This is a genomic window from Ralstonia psammae (genome assembly GCF_958405935.1).
Taxonomy (GTDB): Bacteria; Pseudomonadota; Gammaproteobacteria; order Burkholderiales; family Burkholderiaceae; genus Ralstonia; species Ralstonia psammae.
Genome location: NZ_CATZBU010000055.1, coordinates 1 through 641, shown reverse-complemented (window position 1 = coordinate 641; position 641 = coordinate 1). Strand labels below are relative to the sequence as shown.

2 protein-coding genes are annotated in these 641 nt (G+C 61.3%); both read left to right on the top strand.

Annotated elements, in window-relative coordinates:
* Nucleotides 1-333: succinate dehydrogenase, hydrophobic membrane anchor protein (sdhD, locus tag R2N16_RS25455; RefSeq protein ID WP_316669831.1), on the top strand; the 333-nt coding region annotated here is incomplete at its 5' end.
* Between the two features lie 3 nt (nucleotides 334-336).
* The coding region (locus tag R2N16_RS25450) for an FAD-dependent oxidoreductase (protein WP_316669829.1) at nucleotides 337-641 on the top strand (305 nt) is incomplete at its 3' end.

Here is a 641-nt window from a genome sequence, read left to right as displayed (position 1 = left end):
GTTGTCGGCGCGCACTACGGCCTGAAGGATTTCCTCGCGCAGCGCGTCACCGCCGTGATCATGGCGGTCTACACCATCGTGCTGCTGGCTGCGTTCCTGCTCTCGAAAGACACGTCGTACCAAAGCTGGGCTGGGCTGTTCGCCAACCAGTGGATGAAGATGCTGACGTTCCTGGCGTTCGTATCGCTCACGTATCACGCCTGGATCGGTGTGCGTGACATTTGGATGGACTACGTGAAGCCCGTGGCAGTGCGTTTGACGCTGCAAGTGTTGACGATTCTGTGGCTCGTCGGTTGTGCGGGCTACGCAGCTCAGATTCTCTGGAGGGTTTAAGACATGGTCGCAGTCAAGACTGGGCTGCCGCGCCGCAAATTCGACGTCGTGATCGTCGGTGCGGGCGGTTCGGGCATGCGCGCATCGCTGCAGCTGGCAGAAGCCGGCCTCTCCGTGGCGGTGCTGTCCAAGGTGTTCCCCACCCGCTCGCACACCGTGGCGGCGCAGGGTGGTATCGGTGCTTCGCTGGGCAACATGAGCGAAGACAACTGGCACTATCACTTCTACGACACCGTCAAGGGTTCCGACTGGCTCGGTGACCAGGACGCGATCGAATTCATGTGCCGCCAGGCGCCGAACGTGGTGTA